The 20,053-nt window shown below is 68.6% G+C and carries 16 protein-coding genes; 13 read left to right on the forward strand and 3 right to left on the reverse strand.

What is annotated here, in order from left to right:
• Positions 1–3 precede the first annotated feature (3 nt).
• From B2J89_RS12455 to B2J89_RS12500, 10 genes are all read left to right on the forward strand, one after another.
• On the forward strand, positions 4–2,091 hold the full coding sequence (locus B2J89_RS12455; protein WP_169169408.1) for a cation-translocating P-type ATPase: 2,088 nt from the start codon (positions 4–6) through the stop codon (positions 2,089–2,091).
• Between the two features lie 168 nt (positions 2,092–2,259).
• Positions 2,260–2,892 carry a YitT family protein gene (locus B2J89_RS12460; protein ID WP_169169409.1) on the forward strand — a complete coding sequence of 211 codons (633 nt, stop codon included), beginning with the start codon at positions 2,260–2,262 and terminating at the stop codon, positions 2,890–2,892.
• Between the two features lie 86 nt (positions 2,893–2,978).
• Positions 2,979–3,359 carry a hypothetical protein gene (locus tag B2J89_RS12465; RefSeq protein ID WP_240965006.1) on the forward strand — a complete coding sequence of 127 codons (381 nt, stop codon included), beginning with the start codon at positions 2,979–2,981 and terminating at the stop codon, positions 3,357–3,359.
• 99 nt (positions 3,360–3,458) lie between these two features.
• Positions 3,459–3,788 carry a hypothetical protein gene (locus B2J89_RS12470; protein WP_240965007.1) on the forward strand — a complete coding sequence of 110 codons (330 nt, stop codon included), beginning with the start codon at positions 3,459–3,461 and terminating at the stop codon, positions 3,786–3,788.
• On the forward strand, positions 3,785–5,209 hold the full coding sequence (locus B2J89_RS12475) for a TolC family protein (RefSeq protein ID WP_169169411.1): 1,425 nt from the start codon (positions 3,785–3,787) through the stop codon (positions 5,207–5,209). The genes B2J89_RS12470 and B2J89_RS12475 overlap by 4 nt, the downstream gene beginning before the upstream one ends.
• 1 nt (position 5,210) lies before the next feature.
• The gene (locus B2J89_RS12480) at positions 5,211–6,593 is read left to right on the forward strand and encodes a multicopper oxidase family protein (RefSeq protein ID WP_169169412.1); all 1,383 of its coding nucleotides are present in this window, start codon (positions 5,211–5,213) and stop codon (positions 6,591–6,593) included.
• A 23-nt stretch (positions 6,594–6,616) separates the two neighbouring features.
• Positions 6,617–7,117 (forward strand): cupredoxin domain-containing protein, encoded by a 501-nt coding sequence (locus tag B2J89_RS12485; RefSeq protein WP_169169413.1) that lies wholly within the window; start codon positions 6,617–6,619, stop codon positions 7,115–7,117.
• A 43-nt stretch (positions 7,118–7,160) separates the two neighbouring features.
• Positions 7,161–7,691 carry a DUF411 domain-containing protein gene (locus B2J89_RS12490; RefSeq protein ID WP_169169414.1) on the forward strand — a complete coding sequence of 177 codons (531 nt, stop codon included), beginning with the start codon at positions 7,161–7,163 and terminating at the stop codon, positions 7,689–7,691.
• Entirely contained in the window at positions 7,688–8,095 is a 408-nt protein-coding gene (locus B2J89_RS12495) for a copper-binding protein (protein ID WP_169169415.1), read from the forward strand. Before B2J89_RS12490 ends, B2J89_RS12495 begins: the two co-directional genes overlap by 4 nt.
• Positions 8,096–8,131: 36 nt before the next feature.
• Positions 8,132–10,525: a copper-translocating P-type ATPase gene (locus B2J89_RS12500; protein WP_169169416.1), complete on the forward strand. Its 2,394-nt coding sequence runs from the start codon at positions 8,132–8,134 to the stop codon at positions 10,523–10,525.
• Between the two features lie 461 nt (positions 10,526–10,986).
• Here the strand turns inward: B2J89_RS12500 and B2J89_RS12505 are convergent, their stop codons facing one another.
• Positions 10,987–11,829, reverse strand: coding sequence for a MetQ/NlpA family ABC transporter substrate-binding protein (locus B2J89_RS12505; protein ID WP_169169417.1), 843 nt, complete (start codon positions 11,827–11,829; stop codon positions 10,987–10,989).
• Positions 11,830–12,141: 312 nt separating this feature from the next.
• Between B2J89_RS12505 and B2J89_RS12510 the strand changes: the two genes are divergently transcribed.
• Positions 12,142–13,146, forward strand: a complete 1,005-nt coding sequence (locus B2J89_RS12510; protein ID WP_169169418.1) for a P1 family peptidase — start codon at positions 12,142–12,144, stop codon at positions 13,144–13,146.
• 11 nt (positions 13,147–13,157) lie between these two features.
• On the forward strand, positions 13,158–14,480 hold the full coding sequence (locus B2J89_RS12515) for a TAXI family TRAP transporter solute-binding subunit (RefSeq protein ID WP_169169419.1): 1,323 nt from the start codon (positions 13,158–13,160) through the stop codon (positions 14,478–14,480).
• Between the two features lie 11 nt (positions 14,481–14,491).
• Here the strand turns inward: B2J89_RS12515 and B2J89_RS12520 are convergent, their stop codons facing one another.
• Together B2J89_RS12520 and ettA are read right to left on the reverse strand one after the other, a co-directional pair.
• Positions 14,492–16,732 (reverse strand): DUF1631 family protein, encoded by a 2,241-nt coding sequence (locus B2J89_RS12520; RefSeq protein ID WP_240965008.1) that lies wholly within the window; start codon positions 16,730–16,732, stop codon positions 14,492–14,494.
• Between the two features lie 61 nt (positions 16,733–16,793).
• A complete protein-coding gene (gene ettA / locus B2J89_RS12525; protein WP_169169421.1) occupies positions 16,794–18,455 on the reverse strand; it encodes an energy-dependent translational throttle protein EttA in 1,662 nt (553 codons plus the stop codon).
• 248 nt (positions 18,456–18,703) lie between these two features.
• On the opposite strand from ettA, the gene B2J89_RS12530 reads away from it, so the two are divergent.
• On the forward strand, positions 18,704–20,053 hold a 1,350-nt coding region (locus B2J89_RS12530), incomplete at its 3' end, for a DEAD/DEAH box helicase (RefSeq protein ID WP_169169422.1).

Below are 20,053 nucleotides of genomic sequence, written 5' to 3' on the forward strand. Positions count from 1 at the left end.
TCCATGCAGAACCCCACCGCCGCACCCGCACCCGGCGCCGATCGCCATGCGCACCCCCATGGCCAGGCGCACAGCCACCCAACGGGCAGCGCCACCGGAGCGCGCATCGACCTCTCGTGCTGCCCGAGCGACAGGGCCGCCGCGTGCAGTTCCGGCGCCACCGCGCCGCAGGGCGCGCACGGCCACAGCAGCCACGGCGGCCACGACCACAGCGCCCTGCCCGGCTGGGGCCGCATCGGCGCTGCCCTGCTGGCTGCCACCGGCGCCGAGCTGCTGCACCTGGTCGGTCCCGACACACCGCTGTGGCACGGCGCCGGCATGGCGCTGGCGGCGGCGGCCATCCTGCTCGCCGGCCTGGGCGTGTACCAGAGCGGCGTGCGCTCGCTCTGGCGCGGGCAGCTGGGCATCAGCGCGCTGATGGCGGTGGCCGTGACCGGCGCCTTTGCCATCGGCCAGTGGCCCGAAGCCGCCATGGTGATGGCGCTGTACGCGCTGGCCGAGCGCATCGAAGAGCGCGCCGTGGGCCGCGCGCGCCACGCCATCGGCGCGCTGCTGGCGCTCAGCCCCGACGAGGCCGAAATGCAAGGGCCCGATGGCCAGTGGCGCAGCGTGCCGGCCGTGCAGGTGGCCGTGGGCAGCACGGTGCGCGTGCGCCCCGGCGGGCGCGTGCCGCTGGACGGCACCGTGGTGCGCGGGCGCAGCGCAGTCGACGAGTCCAGCGTGACGGGCGAGAGCCTGGCCGTGGACAAGGCCCCCGGCGACCCGCTATTTGCCGGCACGCTCAATGCCCAGTCCGAGCTGGAGCTGCGTGTGACGGCCGCCGCCGGCCACACCACGCTCGACCGCATCGTCCACGCTGTCGAGCAGGCCCAGGCCGCGCGCGCGCCGACGCAACGACTGGTCGACCGCTTTGCTGCCCGCTACACGCCGGCCATCTTTGCGCTGGCTGCCGGGGTCGCCGTGGGCGCGCCGCTGCTGCTGGGCTGGAGCTGGCTGGACGCGATTTACCGCGCGCTGGTGCTGCTGGTGATTGCCTGCCCGTGCGCGCTGGTGCTGTCCACGCCCGTCACCGTGGTCAGCGGGCTGGCGGCGGCGGCGCGGCGCGGCATCCTCATCAAGGGCGGCGCGTGGCTCGAGCAGGCGCGCGGCATCCGCGCGGTGGCCTTCGACAAGACCGGCACCGTGACCACCGGCCGCCCGGTGCTGGTCGGGCACCGGTTCTTTGGCGAAGGCGCGGAGAACACCGGCGCCGTGGCCGCCGCGCTGGCCCGGCGCTCCGACCACCCGGTCTCGCAGGCCATCGCGGCCGGTCTGCCCTCGCCCATCTTGCTGCCCGAGGTCCACGGCTTCACCGCCCTGCCGGGCCGCGGCGTGCAGGCACAGATCGCTGGCAGCCTCTGGCAGCTGGGCAACCGGCGGCTGATGGAGGAGCGTGGCCTGTGGAGCGCCGCCGCCGAGGCCGCCGCCAGCGCGCACGAGACCGAGGGCCGCAGTGTCACGCTGCTGGCCGACGCCACGGCCGTGCGCGCGCTGTTTGCCGTGGCCGACACCCTGCGGCCGCAGACCGTGCAGGCCGTGGCCGAACTGCGCGCGCTCGGCATCGTGCCTGCCATGCTCACCGGCGACCACGCCGCCGCCGCGCACACGGCTGCGCGCGAAGCCGGCATCGAGCATGTGCAGGCCAGCCTGCTGCCCGAGCACAAGCTGGCCGCCATCGCCGCGTTGCAGCAGCAATACGGCATGACGGCCATGGCCGGCGACGGCATCAACGACGCGCTGGCCCTGGCCCAGGCCGACCTCGGCTTTGCCATGGGTGGCGCCGGCACCGACGTGGCGATGGAGACCGCCGATGTCATCCTCATGAAGGACGACCTGCGCCGCGTGGCCGAGACGGTGCGCCTGTCGCGCCGCACGCACGCCGTGCTGCGGCAAAACATCGCGTTCGCGCTGGGCATCAAGCTGGTGTTCCTGGCCCTGGCGCTGGCCGGGCAGGCAACGATGTGGATGGCGGTGTTCGCCGACATGGGCGCCAGCCTCCTCGTGGTGGCCAACGGCCTGCGCATGCTGCGGCCCGAGCGCACGGCAGCGTAAGTTTCGAATGAAAAAGACATCCATCGCTTATGGGACAATCGCCTGAAGCTATCAATTCAAGAGCAACAACGCGGTCGCCTGCGCGCGCGCCTTGATGTGCCTCAAGGCGCAGTCTCGGCGCCATGGTGCAATCCCCCGCGCAGCCGCCCGCTGCCTGCCCCGCTGCCCATGACGACGCCCACCACCCCAACTACCTCCATGGCCCAGACCACCGCGCACAGCCCCACCGAAGACGCCGTGGCGGTGTTCACCGGCGTGCTGCTGATCTCGGTCGGCGTGGCCTTCTACACCAGTGCCGGGCTGCTGACGGGCGGCACCGCGGGGCTGGCGTTCTTGCTGCACTACGCCACGGGCATCGGCTTTGGCAAGATTTTCTTTGCCATCAACCTGCCGTTCTATTGGCTGGCGCTGCGCAAGATGGGCCGCGCATTCACGCTCAAGACCTTTGTGGCCGTGCTGCTGCTGTCGGTGGTCACCGAACTCCAAGCGCATTTTTTGCGCTTTGCCGAGTTGCAGCCGCTCTATGCCGCCATCACCGGCGGCCTGATCACGGGCACCGGCTTTCTGGTGCTGTTCCGCCACCGCTGCAGCCTGGGCGGCGTGGGCATCCTGGCGCTCTACCTGCAAAACCGCTACGGCTGGCGCGCCGGCAAGGTGCAGATGGGCGTGGACTGCTGCATCGTGCTGCTGGCGCTGTGGACGGTGGAGCCCGTGCGCGTGGCCTGGTCGGTGGCCGGCGCAGTGGCGATGAACCTGGTGCTGGCCATGAACCACCGGCCCGGTCGCTACATGGCGGTGTGACCCGTGCATCTCCCCTGCGCGCCGTGGAACCTTTGCAGACGCCGCCTTATCATTAGCCCATGCGCCGCTTTCTTTCCCTGGCCTTGATGCTGCTACTGGTCCTTCGGGGCCTCATGGGCACCGCCATGGCGGCGGGGATGGTGCCGGCACTGCCGGACACCAGCCCAACGGTGCATGTGGGGCATGCACTGGCGCAAAGCGTCGCCCCCACAGTCCCAGCGCACGCCGTTCTGCATGCCGGCGCGAGCGATCCCCGTGGCAGCACGGCGCAGCCCGCATGCCACGGCTGCGACGTCCCCGCGCACAGCCCCGCCTGCTCGGCCTGCGATATCTGCCACTCGGCCCTGCCGGCGCCGCCCACCCTGGCGGCCCCGCCCACCCACGCTTCGAGCGAAGTGCATCCCACCGCCACCGCCCCGTTCGCCAGCGCGCAGGCCGCGCTCGCCATCAAGCCACCCATCCTCTGATCTCCGACGCCCGAAGTGCGTCTGCAAAAACCTGAAAAGCGTCCCTGCGGCGCTTGGCAGGCCGCAGCGCAATGCCTTGTTCGTTGTCCGGAGATCGCCATGCGCGCCCCTTTCCCGTTTTTTCCGCCCCGCCGGCTGGCCGGCCTGGCCCTGCTGGTGCCGTGGCTCGCGCTGGCACAAAGCCCGCCAACCCATGCCCTGGCGGACGCGGCCAACCCCGCCGCACCCACGGCCCCCATTAACTACCGGGGTATCAGTCCCTTGCGAGTTCAAGCGCAGGACTCCGCCCCCCAGGCCTGGCGCGCAGCCAACGAAGCGGTAGGCGCCTTCCCGCGCGGCCACGCCGACATCCTGGTCTGGGAGGCAACGCAGGCCGCAGCGGGCGCCCTGCCCATGCACCCGCAACACGCTGGGGAGAGGCAACCATGAGCGCTTTTCACCGCCTCGCGCTGCTGGCGTCTGCGGCACTCTTGGCCGGTTGCGCCAGCGTTTCGCCCGATGGCTTGCGCGGCGAAGTCCAGGCCCTGGCCGGCAGCCGCACCGGGGGCACCGAGGTCGCCTTGCCCTCGTCCGACCCCACTGCGCGCGCGCAAGTGCAAGACGCCATCCGGGGCTGGCTGGCCCAGCCCCTCACGCAAGATGCGGCCGTGCGCATCGCCCTGCTCAACAACCCCGGCCTGCAAGCCCGGCTGGCCGCGTTGGGCATCGCCGATGCCGAGCGCGTGCAGGCCCTCACGCTGCCCAATCCGCACCTGACCCTAGGGCGCTTCACCAGCGGCCACGAGCGCGAGATTGAGCGCACGCTGGCCTTCAGCCTGCTCGACCTCATCACCCTGCCCTGGCGCACCGCGCGGCAGGCCGAGCGCCTGCAGATCGCCACGCAACAAGCGGCGCAAGGGGTGGTGGCGCTGGCCGCTGACACTCGCCGCGCCTGGCTGCGCGCCGTGGCCGCCGAGCAGGTGGCCGCCACGCACGAGCGGATGGTCGACGCCGCCGAGGTGGGCGCCGAGCTGGCCCAGCGCATGGCGCGCGTGGGCAACTGGAGCCGCCTGCAGCAGGCGCGCGAACAGGCCGTGCTGCAAGAGGCCAGCGCCCAGCTGGCCCGCGCCCGCCTGGCCGCCGCCACCGAGCGCGAGCAGCTCAACCGCCGCATGGGCGTATGGGGGCTGCAAGCGCAGTACCGGCTGGCAGAACAGCTCCCGCCGCTGCCCGCGACCGCATTACCTGCCGACGATATTGAAGCCAGCGCGCTGCGCGAACGCCTCGACGTGCAGGCCGCGCGCCGCGAGCTCGACACCCAGGCCACCCGCCAAGGCTGGAGCCGCGCGGGGGCCGTGTTTGGCGATATCGGCGTGGCCTACAGCCGCAACACCATCACCGAAAGAGCGACGGGCGAGCGCGACGTAAAGCGCGGCTGGGAGCTGGACCTGCCCCTGCCCCTGTTTGACTGGGGCGGCGCCGCACGCACCCGCGCCCAGGCCCAGGTGGAGCAAAGCGCCGCCCAACTGCAAGACACCGCCGTGCGCGCCCGCAGCGAGGTGCGCGCCACCTGGCTCACTTACCGCACCGCGCTCGATCTGGCGCGCCAGCAGCAGGGCGAGGTGGTGCCGCTGCGCCAGCTCATCACCGACGAGACCACCCTGCGCTACAACGGCATGCTGGCCAGCGTGTGGGAGCTGTTGGCCGAGGCGCGCGCCAGCACGCAAGCCGTGGCCAACGCCATCGAGGCCCAGCGCGACTTCTGGCTGGCCGAGACCGATCTGCAGCTCGCCCTTACCGGCACATCGCCGGGCGCCTTGCAAGGTTTGACATCCGGCGCTGCTGCCACTTCCTCCCCACAAGGCCACTGACATGAACCGCCGCAATTTCTTTTCCGGCGCAGCCGCCGCCGTGGCCGCCGCCTCCGTCAGCCGCGTGGTCCTGGCCGCGCTGCCCGAGCCCGCCATACAAACCAGCGCCGACACGGCGCCGCCCCTGGTGCCGCCCACGGGCCGGCCCTACCAGCCCGTGGTCACGCTCAATGGCTGGACCGCGCCCTGGCGCATGCACCAGAACGTCAAGGAATTCCACCTGGTGGCCGAGCCCGTGGTGCGCGAGGTGGCACCCGGCTTCATGGTCAACATGTGGGGCTACAACGGGCAGAGCCCGGGCCCGACCATCGAGGTGGTCGAAGGCGACCGGGTGCGCATCTTCGTCACCAACCGCCTGCCCGAGCACACCAGCGTGCACTGGCACGGCCAGCGCCTGCCCAACGGCATGGACGGCGTGGCGGGCCTGACCCAGCCGCACATTCCGCCGGGCAAGACCTTCGTCTACGAGTTCACGGCGCGCCGCCCAGGCACCTTCATGTACCACCCGCATGCCGACGAGATGGTGCAACTGGCCATGGGCATGATGGGCTTGTGGATCACGCACCCCAAGGGCAAGCATCCGCTGATCGCCGAAGTGCAGCGTGACTATGCCTTCCTGCTGTCTGCCTACGATGTGGAGCCCGGCAGCCTGACGCCCAAGGTCAACACCATGACGGACTTCAATACCTGGACCTTCAACAGCCGCGTGTTCCCCGCGATCAGCCCGCTGGTGGCGCGCCAGGGCGAGCGGGTGCGCATCCGCGTGGGCAACCTGACCATGACCAACCACCCCATCCACATCCACGGCCATGAGTTCGAGGTGACGGGCACCGACGGCGGCCCCGTGCCCCAAAGCGCGCGCTGGCCCGAAGTGACCACCGACGTGGCCGTGGGCCAGATGCGGCAAGTCGAGCTGATTGCCGACGAACTGGGCGACTGGGCGCTGCACTGCCACAAGAGCCACCACACCATGGGCGCGATGGGCCACGCCGTGCCCACCATGATCGGCGTGGACCACCGCGGCCTGGTCGGCAAGATCCAGAAAATCGTGCCCGACTACATGGTGATGGGCGAGCGCGGCATGGCCGACATGGGCGCCATGGAGATGCCGCTGCCCGAGAACACCTTCCCGATGATGACCGGCACCGGCCCCTTTGGCCCGCTGGAGATGGGCGGCATGTTCACCACGCTCAAGGTGCGCAAGGGGCTGGCTGCGGACGACTACCGCGATCCGGGCGATTTTCAGCACCCGCCGGGCACGCAGCCCTCTGAATGGCAGGGCGCACCCGCGCAGTTGCCCGAAGCCCCGCGCAGCCAACCCGCAGCCACCGCCCCCGGCGCCGCCACGGTGCGCAAACCCACCGCCGGCACCCATTCCCATTGACGATTTTTGTTCCAGGAGAAACCATGAAAACTATTAAATTCATAGCTGCTTGCGCTTTACTGGTAAGCGCTGGAGCCACTTTTGGCCATGAAGGCGCAACCCATGCCCCAGCCCACGCGGCCGAGCCCGCCAAAGAGCAAACCGCCTGGGGCATTGCCGGCGACGCTGCTGCCGTGCAGCGCACCATCACGCTGCGCATGACCGACGCCATGCGCTTTGAGCCCAACCACATCGAAGTGCGCGAGGGCGACACCGTGCGCCTGCGCGTCGAGAACCAGGGCCGACTGATGCACGAGATCGTGCTCGGCACCCAGGCCGACCTCGACGCCCACGCCGAGATGATGCGCAAGCACCCCGGCATGGAGCACGACGCGCCCTCGATGGCGCACGTGGCCCCCGGCAAGCAGGGGGACATCGTCTGGCAGTTCAACCGCCCCGGCAATTTCGACTTCGCCTGCCTTATCGAAGGCCATTACCAGGCTGGCATGACCGGAACCATCACCGTGCGGCCCCGCGCCCGCTGACCCGCACATCCCCCATCCACGCTATTCACCCAAGGACACCACCATGCAGACACCCCACGCTTTCACCACCCTGGCAGCCCCGCACAGCGGCCTCGCCCGCCGCCGCCTGCTCACGACCCTGCCCCTGCTGGCCGCAGCCCTGGCCGCGCCGCGCCTGGTGCGCGCGGCCACCGGCACCTCCACCGCCGTCGAGGTCTGGAAAGACCCGAGCTGCGGCTGCTGCAAAGACTGGGTGGAGCATATGCAGGCCAATGGCTTCAAGGTCACCGTGCACGACACCGGCAACAACGCCGTGCGCAGCCGCCTGGGCCTGCCGCAAAAACTCGGCTCCTGCCACACCGCGCTGGTCGGCGGCTACCTGCTCGAGGGCCATGTGCCCGCCAGCGACGTGCGCGCCCTGCTGCAGCAAAAGCCCAAGGCGCTCGGCCTGGCCGTCCCCGGCATGCCCGTGGGCTCGCCCGGCATGGACGGCGCGGTGTACGGCAACCGCCGCGACCCCTACGATGTGCTGCTGGTCGCGCGCGATGGCAGCACCCGCGTCTTCAAGAGCTACAACCAGAAGGCCGCGTCATGAAAGCACTCGCCCCTGCCCTCATCGCCCTGCTGCTGGCCGGCGCGCTGGGCCCAGCCCTGGCGCAGGCCCCAGCCTCGGCGGACGACCACGACAGCCACCACTCCGCCGCGGCCCCTCCTGCGCCGGCCCCTCCTGCGCCGGCCCCACAGCGCGCACAGAGCAGCGCGTCTGCAGACCAGAGTGAGCTGAGCGAAGGCGAAATCACCCGCTGGGACCCACGCACGCTCAAGGTCACACTGCGCCACGGCGAAATCAAGAACCTCGGCATGCCGCCCATGACCATGGTGTTCCGCGTGAACGACGCCAGCATGCTTGCGTCGTTCCAGCCCGGCGACAAGGTGCGCTTCCACGTCGAACGGCAAAGTGGCGGGTACTTCATCACCCGCATGGAAGCCGCACGCTAAAGACACCCACCGGCACATCCAGCCAGAAAGGCCCCCATGAACCCGCCCGATACAGCCACCCCAGGCCACCCACATGGCCCTTCGCACCATGGCCACGGCCCACAGCACCCGTCGGCGCAGGCCCCGATCCCCGGCAACATCTACACCTGCCCCATGCACCCGGAGGTGCGGCAAGACCACCCCGGCCATTGCCCTCAATGCCATATGACACTGCAGCCGGAAGGCTCCGGGCAGGGGCATACACATGCACATCCACATGAACCGGGTCACGCCCCGCCTGTGCCCGAGCACGCATCTGGAGCAGCACCAGTGAACGCTCCAGCCGGCGACCACGCGGTCTACACCTGCCCCATGCACCCGGAGATCCGGCAGGACCACCCCGGCAATTGCCCCAAGTGCGGCATGACGCTGGAGCCGCTGATTCCCGAACTGACCGAGGAAGAAAATCCCGAACTGGTGGACTTTCAGCGCCGCTTCTGGTGGACGCTGCCGCTCACCGTGGTGGTCACCTTTCTGGCGATGTTCGGCCACCGGCTGGGCTGGTTCGACATGGCCGTGCAAAGCTGGATCGAGCTGGTACTTACGCTGCCGATTGCGCTGTGGGCCGGCTGGCCGTTTCTGGTGCGCGGTGTGCAGTCGGTGGTGAACCGCAGCCCCAACATGTGGACGCTGATCGGCCTGGGTACCAGCGCGGCCTTTGCCTACAGCGTGGTGGCCACGGTGGCGCCCCAGGTGTTCCCCGACTCGTTCATCTCCATGGGGCGGGTGGCGGTGTATTTCGAGGCGGCAGCGGTGATCATCTCGCTGACCTTGCTGGGGCAGATCCTGGAGCTGAAGGCGCGCTCGCAGACCTCGGCCGCCATCAAGTCGCTGCTCGGCCTGGCGCCCAAGACGGCGCGCCGCATCGCGCCCGATGGCAGCGAAGAAGACATTCCGCTGGCCCATGTGCATGTGGGCGACCGGCTGCGCGTGCGCCCCGGCGAGAAGGTGCCGGTAGACGGCGTGGTCGAGGAAGGCAGCAGCGCGCTCGACGAATCCATGCTGACCGGCGAGCCGTTGCCGGTGACCAAGCGCGTGGGCGACAAGCTCATCGGCGCGACGCTCAACACCAGCGGCGCGCTGGTCATGCGCTCGGAGCATGTCGGCTCGGCCACCGTGCTGTCGCAGATCGTGCAGATGGTGGCGCAGGCCCAGCGTTCGCGTGCACCCATGCAGCGCATGGCCGACACCGTGGCCGGCTACTTTGTGGTGGCGGTGGTGGCAGCGGCGCTGTTGACGTTTTTCGGCTGGGGGCTATTCGGCCCGCAGCCGAGCTGGGTGTATGGCCTGATCAATGCCGTGGCGGTGCTCATCATCGCCTGCCCCTGCGCGCTGGGCCTGGCCACGCCCATGTCGATCATGGTCGCCACCGGTCGCGGCGCCACCCGCGGTGTACTGTTCCGTGATGCGGCGGCCATCGAGAACCTGCGCCAGATCGACACCCTCATCGTCGACAAGACCGGCACCCTGACCGAAGGCCGGCCGGCCTTCGAGCGCGCGGTGGCCGCAGCGGGCTTTGCGGACGACGACGTGCTGCGCCTGGCCGCCAGCCTGGACCAGGGCAGCGAACACCCGCTGGCGGCGGCCATCGTCAATGCGGCGCGTGAGCGTGGCCTGGCGCTGACCGCAGCCGAGCAGTTCGACTCCGCCTCCGGCATCGGCGTGCGCGGCAACGTCGCCGGGCAGGCACTGGCGCTGGGCAACACGGTGCTGATGCAGCAAACCGGCGTGGACGTGGCACCGCTGGCCACGCAGGCCGAGGCCTTGCGCAGCCAGGGCGCCAGCGTGATGCACCTGGCGGTAAACGGCCGACTGGCCGGCCTGCTGGCGGTGTCCGACCCCGTCAAGGCCAGCACGCCCGAAGCCCTGGCCAGCCTGCGCGCCGCCGGCCTGCGCGTGGTGATGGCCACGGGCGACGGGCTGACCACTGCGCGCGCTGTGGGCCAGCGGCTGGGCATTGACGAGGTGCATGGCGAGGTCAAACCGGCCGACAAGCTGGCACTGGTCGAGCGCCTGCAGAAAGAAGGCCGCAACGTTGCCATGGTCGGCGACGGCATCAACGACGCGCCTGCGCTGGCGCGCGCCGATGTCGGCATCGCCATGGGTACCGGCACCGATGTGGCCATGAACAGCGCGCAGGTCACCCTCGTCAAGGGCGACCTGCGCGGCATCGCCACGGCACGCGCGCTATCGGTGGCCACCGTGGGCAACATGAAGCAGAACCTGGCCTTCGCCTTCGCCTACAACGCGCTGGGCATCCCGCTGGCGGCGGGCCTGCTGTACCCATTCACCGGCTGGCTGCTGTCGCCCATGATTGCGGCGCTGGCGATGAGCCTGAGCTCGGTCTCGGTGATCAGCAACGCCTTGCGGCTGCGCAACAGCAAGCTCTGAATGGCGAGCGCGCCGGGCCACGGGATCCCGGCGCCGCAATCGCCCGCCATGCATGCACCTTCTCCCGCCGGCGCCCCCGGCAGCAGCACCCGCGTGGCGGGCATTGAGGTCGGCCACTTTCACTGAGCACCGCCATCCCACGGACTGCCGTCTTGTCATGGCGTTCGAGGGCGCCATGGACATGTGCGGCGCGACAACCGGGACAAGCGAAACCGATCTGTTGGCACCCTGCAATCACCCGCCGAGGGCAATCCGGCGCCAGTAACTTTGGTGCGCCTTGCCAGCGCGGCGATGCCCAAACGCACCGATAAAGCGTGGCTGCAAATAGAGCCAGAAACGCGTGCCTGGCTCTTTTGCCGCGAAAGCTGCTGCAGCACACCGGGGAGAGATGCATGGCCCGGGATCACGCCGCCTGGGCTGCGTGATACCTGACGCAAAAGGGGTGCTGGTGTCGATGACGTTTACTGCAGGAAGCCGGGCTTGGCATAGCCCGCGAACTTGGTGTCCACCACGGCCTTGAATTCCTGCGAACGGAAGGCAGCCTCCAGATCCTTGGCCCACTGCGTGTTCCTGTCCTTGGTCTTCACGGCAGCGATGTTCAGGTAGTGCTCGGGGGTCTTTTCCAGCAACACAGCTTCCTGCAGCTTCAGACCGGAGGAAATGGCGAAGTTGCCATTGATGATGGCGAACTGCGTGTCGTCCAGCGCGCGGGGCAGGTGGGCTGCGTCCAGCGGCACCAGCTTGATTTTCTTGGGGTTAAAGGCCAGGTCCAGTTCCGACACGCGCAGCGGGTTCACACCCTCTTTGAGCTTCACCAGCCCCGCCTGCTGCAGCAGCAAGATGCCACGCGCCAGGTTGCTGGGGTCGTTGGGCAGGGCCACACGGTCCCCCTCCTTCAGCTCGGCCAGGCTCTTGCGTTGCTTGGAGTACACGCCCATCGGTGCGATGGGGCCCTGCACCAGCGCCGACAAATCCAGCTTGCGATCGCCCTTGAACTGGTTGAAGTACACCTCGTGCTGGAAGAAATTGGCATCCAGCGAGCCATCGGCCAGTGCCAGGTTGGGCTGCACATAGTCGTTGAATTCGACCAGCTTGACCTTGTAGCCCTTTTTCTGCAGCAGCGGCACGATGCCGGCCTGCAGCTGGTCGATGTTGGAGCCGGCGGTGCCGCCAATCACGATCTGCTGCTTGCCAGCGTCCTGGGCGATGGCCGTTGCTGGCAAACCGAATGAGGTTGCGGTGATGGCTGCGATGGAAGCGGCCATGGCCAGCACGGAGCGGCGGGTCTTGAAGCGATCGGTCATGGGTGTCTATCTCCGGGTGCACAACTGGCACCTGCGTTCTCTGTGAATGTGAATCGGCGGCACGCCCCCTCTGCAGCTGGCTGGCCACGGGGTACATGTCGACGCGTACGGTGCGGCGCCAGCTCTTGCGGTACCAACGGGACGTAGTATGAAAAGAACACCTCATACACACAACAAATATAAAAACGAATGCTTATGTGATTTCATTTATTTAAGCCATGTCGCGACGAATCCCTGCTCACCGCCCATCTGAAAACTTGTGACAGCTGCTGCCACAGGCCGCCCTGCCACGCCCTGGATAATGGACGCGCTATGCCATTTGACACACACAACCCATCGGTCGGCGCGATCACCGATGTGGACGGAATCGAGGTCGGCCACCACACCGACGCGCGCCGCCCCACCGGCTGCAGCGTGGTCATCGCACGCGAGGGTGCCGTCGCCGGCGTGGACGTGCGCGGCGCCGCACCCGGCACGCGCGAGACCGATCTGCTGGCACCCGGCAACCTGGTGAGCAGCGTGCATGCGATCATGCTGGCCGGCGGTAGCGCCTGGGGTCTCGACGCCGCCACAGGCGCCATGCGCTGGCTGGAAGAGCAGGGTGTGGGTCTGGACGTGGGCGTGGGCCGCCTGCCGCTGGTGCCCGCTGCCGTGCTGTTCGACCTGCATGTGGGCGACATGACCATCCGTCCGGATGCGGCCGCTGGCTACGCTGCCTGCGCCGCCGCCACGCGGCAGCCGCCGGTCGAGGGCAATGTGGGCGCAGGCGCCGGGGCGGTAGTGGGCAAGATGTTCGGCATGCAGCACGCCATGAAGGGCGGACTGGGCACCGCGTCGGTGCGCGTGGGCGATGTGACCGTGGGCGCCCTCATCGCCTGCAATGCCGTGGGCGACGTGGTCGACCCGGATACTGGCCTGCCCCTGGCGGGAGCCCGCACGGTGGATGGACTGGCGCTGCGCGACACGCGCCGCGCCCTGCTGCGCGGCGAGCCGCCCCATCCGATACTGGCCGGCAGCAATACCACCATTGGCGTGATCGCCACAAATGCACTGCTCTCCAAGGTGCAGGCCCAGCGCCTGGCCATGGCCGGTCATGACGGGCTGGCGCGCAGCATCAATCCCGTACACACCATGAGCGACGGTGACACGCTGTTCGCCCTGGCCACCGGCCGAGCGGCGCATCACCCCGGCATGCTGGTGCTGGCCACCATGGCCGCCGAGGCGACGGCGCGCGCCACGCTGCGCGCGGTGCAGGCCGCGCGGAGCCTCACGACGCACGAAGGCCTGCACCTGCCCTGCATGGCCGATCTGGCCTGAAGGCCCAGCCCATGCCCCAGGCCTTTCGCAACACGCTGCTGTCGCTGCGCGACCTGCTGATCTCCGCCGGTCCCCTCGCCTTTCTCGCCGTCGGCCTGCTGGCGCTGGCCTATGCGTGGCTCAAGCCCACGCCGCCCAAGCAGGTGACGCTGGCGACCGGCCCGGCGCAAAGTGCCTATGAAGAGTTTGGCAAGCGCTACCAGAAGGCGCTGGCGGCCGATGGCATCCGCGTCGTGCTGCTGCCCAGCGAAGGCTCGTCGGCCAACCTGCAGCTGCTGCGCGAGGGCCGCGCGGACCTGGCCTTCGTGCAAGGCGGCACGGCCGAGCTGCAGGCCAGCGACCGGGAAGGGCTGTCCTCGCTGGGCAGCCTGTTCGTCGAGCCGCTGTGGCTGTTCTACCGCGAGGACGCCGCGCGCCAGCGCAACCGCTCGGGGCGCTTGGACGCCCTGCCCCAGCTGCGCGGCCTGCGCGTGAACGTCGGAACGGCCGGCAGCGGTGTGCCCACGCTGGTCGAAAAACTGCTCGCTGCCAATCGCATCGCGCCCACCGACCTCCGGCTCTCGCAGCTCGGGCAGACGCCGGCCACGGTGGGTTTCCTCGCCGGCAAGCTCGATGTGCTGGTGTTTGCCTCGGCGCCCGAGGCACCGATGGTGCAGATGCTGCTGCAAACGCCCGGCGTGCAACTGATGGACTTTCCGCAGCACGAAGCCTATGGCCGCCGCTTTGCGTTCCTGAGCCCCGTTACGCTGCCGCGCGGCGTGGTCGACCTGGCGGGCGATGTGCCGCCCGCCGACGTGAGGTTGGTGGCGTCCACCACCGCGCTGCTGGCGCAGGGCGGCACGCACCCGGCCCTGCTGCAGCTGTTTGCCCAGGCCGGCCAGGCGCTGCACAGCGGGGCCGGCTGGTTCAACCGGGCCCGCGAGTTTCCGAACACGCGCCTCAGCGAGCTGCCGATGGCCCCCGAGGCCGACCGCGCGATCAACGAGCCGGTGCCGCTGCTGCAGCGCTACCTGCCGTTCTGGATCGCCAACCTGATCGAGCGCATGTGGCTGGTACTGGGCATCTTGCTCGCCGCCCTGCTGCCGCTCTCGCGCATCGTGCCGCCGCTCTACCAGTTTCGCGTGCGCTCGCGCGTGTTCCGTTGGTACGGGCGGCTGCGCGAGATCGAAACCGACATGGAATCGGGCCAGCTGCCCATGGCGGCGCTGTCGCAGGCGCTGGACCAGCTCGAAGCGCAGGTGGAAAAAGTGAGCGTGCCGCTGTCATATGCCGACGAGCTGTATGCGCTGCGCAACCACATCCAGCTGGTGCGCCAGCGGCTTCCTCCGGCGTGAGCCGGGCCGCGTCAGCGGCTGTGGGGCGGCTTGCGCACGGGCGCTGAGGCCGCACCTCCCTCAGTGGCACGCGCCATCGGGGGCGCAGGGACCACGCGCAGGGCCCCTTGCGCCGCCAGCTTGTCACGCATGCGCCGCGTCATCGACTGGGTGCTTCCGTCCGGGGCCGTGAACAGGAACAGCGTGTGCTGCGGACTGGTCCAGGTCAGTTGCGTGCGCACCGTGCGGCGGTTGCTGAGCAGCTCCACCCAGGTGCCCACAGTGAACTCGGCCTCCACTTCGGGCGGCGCCGGCGCGGTGGCCGTCTTAGGGGGCACGGGCTCTGCAGCGTGCTGCGCGGGCACAGACGGCATGGTCTCAACAGCGGCCAGCGCCCTTTGGTGCAGACCGGTCAAGCGCTCCAGAAAGGCGCGGGCCAGGTCTTCGGGGTGCCTGATCGACTGCAGTCCGGTGCGCAGCGTGGCCACCAGGTGCGGCATGGCCTCAATCAACCGCGCGGGATCGGTGCACGCCAGCGCGGGCTGGGCGCTCCAGAAAAGTTCGGGCACCAACGCGAGGTAGCCCCCCGGATCGCCATCGGCAGCCTCAGGCCCCTCCAACTGTGCCAACGCCACCACATCCGCCCACGGTCCGGCCACGAAGTCCAAGACATCGGCAGGGACCTGGTCGGCACCGGACAGCGTGCGGATGTCGGCGGCGATCCGCCCCGCCAGCGCTTCGCGCTGCTGCGCCTGCCACCGCTGCTGCGCCTCTTCCTCGTGCCGCGCCTGGAGTTCGTTCGCCTGCGCATCCCAGGCGGCTTGCAACGTGCCGAGCACGGACTCGAAGGAGGCGGCGTTGACGACCTTGAGGCGGCACAACGGCTCCACCCGTTCATGGACGGTGCGCATGAAGCCAGCAAAGCCGGGCGCCTCCGGTGAGGCGAATGCCAGGCTGCGCTGCGTCAACTCATCGAGCAGGCGGCGTGCGGGGTGCAGGCTGTCGGAAAAGAAACGGGGGTCGTGCCGCACCAGCTTGCGGATCGCCGGCTCCAGGCTTTGCACGGCACGCTGCACGGCTGGCAGCAGGCGCGCATCCTGCGCCAGGTTCTCGACCATGCGCGCAACCACCTCGGCGGCGCGCCCTGGGGAATCGATGGAACTGCCAGAAGAAATATTCTGGCTGCCCAGCGCAGCCCCCAGGGGCCGCGCGCCAGACAGGGGGGCGCCCTGGGCCAAGCGCCCGACCAGCCGCTCCAGCTGCGCCATGTCGTGCAAGGCCTCGGCCGCAGCCGCTGGCAGCGGGCCACCGGCCCGTTCAGTGTGCGTTGGGACTCCTGCTACCTGGGGCTCGGCCCATGCGGGGTGCAGCCCTGGGGTCGGTGCCTCCACTGCATATGCGCTGCCGTGCAGCGCAGCGTACGGATCGCCGCCGGCCAACAACTGGCGCAGGATGCCTACGGTGAGCCAGGCCTCTTCGGTCTCTGCGGTCAACGTCCCCACTGCGGGGTCGCCCATCCAGCCGGCGCCCTCCCCACCGCGCGCGTATCCCGACGGTGCCCCGTATGCCATGCCCTGGCTGTGGTGGCCACTGTCGGCATAGGCACTCGCGTAGCCCGAATACCCCGAACGCACGCCGGGCACAAGCGCCACGCCGTAGCCCACGGGCTCGACGCCCTGCCCGCGCAGCGCCTGGGCAGCGCGTTGGTAGGCGCCGACGAGCTGTGGCCCGAGCAACTCGCCCAAATGCTGCATCCACAGGTCCCGCACCGGCGCGGGCGCACCGGTCTCGGTCACCACCCGTTGCAGCGCACGGATGTAGTTTTCCGGGCGCAAGGGGTTGCGCTCGGGCTGCACGCGCTGCAGGCCCTGGGCGGCGCTGACGAGGGCGTTGAGTTCTGCCAGCGCCGCATCGGTGGCATGCAGCGCCCGCTGCTGCGCGCGCGAGAGCTCGACCTGGGCCTGGACCTCGGCGTCGTCCACCAGGGCCAGTTCGCCAAAATCCATGCCGGTAGGGTCGGTCTGCCGGGGCCGCGCGGCAGCAGGCCCTTCGGCAAAAACTTCCAGCAAGGCCATCGGATAGGCCTTGAGCAGCGCAGCCTCGTGCCGGCCCAGCAGGCGCAGCGCGTCGCTGGCCAGGTTGCGCTGCGCAATGCCGCGCGTGCCCGATTCCTGGCCGGCCAACGCCCCACGCGTGGCCTCGATGAGTTGCGCCATCACCGCCTCGCCCTCGCGCACGGCGGTGACGACACAGGCCCTAAAGACCGTTCTCAAGCGGGATGGAGGCACTGGCATGGCGAAGCGATCCCCGGCGAGTGGCGTTGGATCGCCGATGCTACTTGAGCGCCTTGAACCGCATGCGGTGCGGCCGAGCCCCCTCTTCGCCCAGGCGCTTTTTCTTGTCGGCTTCGTATTCCTGGTAGTTGCCGTCGAAGAATGTCCACTGGCTGTCGCCCTCGGCGGCCAGGATGTGCGTGGCGATGCGGTCGAGGAACCAGCGGTCGTGGCTGATGACCAGCACGCTACCGGCAAATTCCAGCAGCGCATCTTCCAGGGCACGCAGGGTTTCCACGTCCAGGTCGTTGGACGGCTCATCCAGCAGCAGCACGTTGCCACCGGCAATCAAGGTCTTGGCCAGGTGCAGGCGCCCGCGCTCGCCGCCCGAGAGCATGCCGACCTTTTTCTGCTGGTCGGCGCCGTTGAAGTTGAATCGCCCGCAGTACGCGCGGCTGGCCATCTGGAACTTGCCGACGTTGAGGATGTCGAGCCCGCCCGAGACATCTTCCCAGACGGTCTTTTCGTTGGCCAGCACATCGCGGTGCTGGTCGACAAAGGCCATGTTCACGGTCGAGCCGACGATGACCTCACCACTGTCGGGCTGCTCCTTGCCAGCCAGCAGCTTGAACAGCGTCGACTTACCGGCACCGTTCGGACCGATGATGCCGACGATGGCGCCGGCCGGAATGTTGAAACTCAGGTTGTCGATCAGCATGCGGTCGCCAAACGACTTGCTGACGTTCTTGAACTCGAACACCTGGTTGCCCAGGCGATCGGCCACAGGGATGAAGATTTCCTGCGTTTCGTTGCGCTTCTGGTATTCGAAGTCGCTCAGCTCTTCAAAGCGGGCCAGGCGCGATTTGCTCTTGGCCTGGCGCGCCTTGGGGTTCTGGCGCGACCATTCAAGTTCCTTCTTCAGGGCCTTGGCGTGGGCCTCTTCGCTCTTTTGCTCCTGTGCCAGGCGGTCGCCCTTCTGCTCCAGCCAGGTGCTGTAATTGCCCTTCCATGGAATGCCGCGACCGCGGTCCATCTCCAGTATCCACTCGGCGGCGTTGTCGAGGAAGTAGCGGTCGTGGGTGATGGCCACCACGGTGCCGGTAAAGCGCTTGAGGAACACTTCCAGCCACTCGACCGACTCGGCGTCCAGGTGGTTGGTGGGCTCGTCGAGCAGCAGCATGTCGGGCTTGGACAACAGCAGACGGCACAGTGCCACGCGGCGCTTCTCGCCACCGGAAAGCAGGCCGATCTTGGCGTCCCACGGCGGCAGGCGCAGTGCATCGGCCGCGATTTCGAGCTGGTGCTCAGAGTCGGTGCCAGCGGTGGCAATGATGGCTTCAAGCTGGGCCTGTTCGGCAGCCAGCGCGTCAAAGTCGGCGTCTTCGGCGCCGTAGGCGATGTAGACCTCTTCCAGGCGTGCCTTGGCGGCAAAGACCGCGCCCATCGACTCTTCCACCGATTCGCGCACCGTGTGCTCGTCATTGAGCTTGGGTTCCTGCTCCAGATAGCCAATGGTCAGCCCCGGCATCGGCAGCGCTTCGCCCTCGAACTCCTTGTCGACCCCGGCCATGATCTTGAGCAAGGTGGACTTGCCCGAGCCGTTCAGGCCCAGCACGCCAATCTTGGCGCCAGGAAAAAACGAGAGCGAAATGTCTTTCAAGAGCTGCCGCTTGGGCGGCACGGTCTTGCTGACACGGTTCATGGAATAAACGTATTGGGCCATCGGAAGTAGTCACACCTGCAAAAAGAAGGCAGAGGATTCTGCAAACAAACCCCGATTATCGACTCATGCGACAATAACCGCTGTTGCGCACTCCAGTTGTGCGCAATACAGCTCTCTGCTGGGGACGATGCAAACCTTCATTGCGGGCTCCCTCATTTGAACCAGATCAGCCTGACACTGGCTCGGCAACCCCACACGGGCTGCCCCGACAGGCCGATACCCAGCGCCCGGATGGACGCGTTTCTTACATGACATTTGACGAACTGAACCTGGCCCCAGCCATCATGAAAGCCGTGCGCGAGCAAGGCTATGAACACCCCACGCCCATCCAGGCACAGGCCATTCCGGCCGTGCTGGCCGGCCAAGACCTGCTGGCTGGCGCCCAGACCGGCACTGGCAAGACGGCCGCCTTCACGCTGCCGCTGCTGCACCGCCTGTCGCTCGAAGCAGCCCCCAAGAGCAAGTTTGGCGGCAAGGGTGTTCGCGCCCTGGTGCTGACGCCGACGCGTGAACTCGCCGCACAGGTGGAAGAGTCGGTGCGGCAGTACGGCAAATACCTCGACCTGAACTCCACCGTGGTGTTCGGCGGCGTGGGCATGAACCCGCAGATCGACCGCATCAAGCGTGGCGTGGACATCCTGGTGGCCACGCCCGGCCGCCTGCTCGACCTGCAGCAGCAGGGTTTCCTGGACCTGTCCACCGTGGAAGTGCTGGTGCTCGACGAAGCCGACCGCATGCTCGACATGGGCTTCATCCACGACGTGAAAAAGATCCTCGCGCTAGTGCCCAAGGACAAGCAGAGCCTGCTGTTCTCGGCCACCTTCAGCGACGAGATCCGCGACCTGGCCGCGACCCTGCTCAAGAACCCGCAGAGCATCCAGGTCACGCCCAGCAACACCACGGTGCAACGCATCACCCAGGTGATCCACCCGGTAGGCCGCGGCAAGAAAAAGCAGGTGCTGCTGCACATCATCCAGGAGCACAACTGGAGCCAGGTGCTGGTGTTCACGCGCACCAAGTTCGGCGCCAACAACGTGGCCGAATTCCTGACCAAGAACGGCGTCAGCGCCATGGCGCTGCACGGCAACAAGAGCCAGAGCGCCCGCACGCAGGCGCTGGCCGGCTTCAAGAGCGGCGACGTGCGCGCCCTGGTGGCCACCGACATTGCCGCGCGCGGCATCGACATCGACGAGCTGCCACACGTCGTCAACTACGAAATCCCCAACGTCTCCGAAGACTACGTGCACCGCATCGGCCGCACCGGCCGCGCGGGCGCCAGCGGCGAGGCCGTGAGCCTGGTCTGCATGGACGAGGAAGGCTTCATGATGGACATCGAACGCTTCACCAAGCAAACGATTCCGGTGCAGGTCATCGACGGCTTCGGCCCCGACGAGGGCGAGAAGGCCGAGCCCATCGCCATGGGCCGCCAGACCATCTGGGGCGGTGCCGGCAAACCGCCGAGCCGCGACGTGATGCAGGCCGCAGCCAAGGCCGCACGCGGCGAGATGATGGAACGCATGCGCGCCGGCAAGGCCGGCCAGGGCGATCGCGGCGGCAAGCCCGCGGGCGGCGGTGCCGGCCATGGCGCCCGCAGCGGC

Source organism: Acidovorax sp. SRB_24, from assembly GCF_012931925.1.